The organism is Micromonospora sp. DT231 (genome assembly GCF_049847025.1).
In the GTDB taxonomy this organism is placed as follows: domain Bacteria; phylum Actinomycetota; class Actinomycetes; order Mycobacteriales; family Micromonosporaceae; genus Micromonospora.
Genome location: NZ_JBNCNO010000064.1, coordinates 1 through 211 on the forward strand (window position 1 = coordinate 1; position 211 = coordinate 211).

The 211-nt window shown below is 54.5% G+C and carries 1 rRNA gene; it reads left to right on the forward strand.

Annotated elements, in window-relative coordinates:
- Positions 1 to 77 (forward strand): 23S ribosomal RNA (locus ACPXBU_RS34930); the annotation flags it as partial.
- Positions 78 to 211: the final 134 nt, after the last annotated feature.

Consider the following 211-nt stretch of genomic DNA (forward strand, 5'->3'; position numbering starts at 1 on the left):
CTGGGTTGATAGGCCGGAAATGTAAGCCCGGTAACGGGTTCAGTTGACCGGTACTAATAGGCCGAGGACTTGACTACTAAGCTGCTACGCGTCCACTGTGCAACTCTGAACGAGCGAACACCCGTGATGTGTGTCCGGTGTTGTTTGATATGTTCATAGAGTTACGGCGGTCATGGCGGAGGGGAAACGCCCGGTTACATTCCGAACCCGG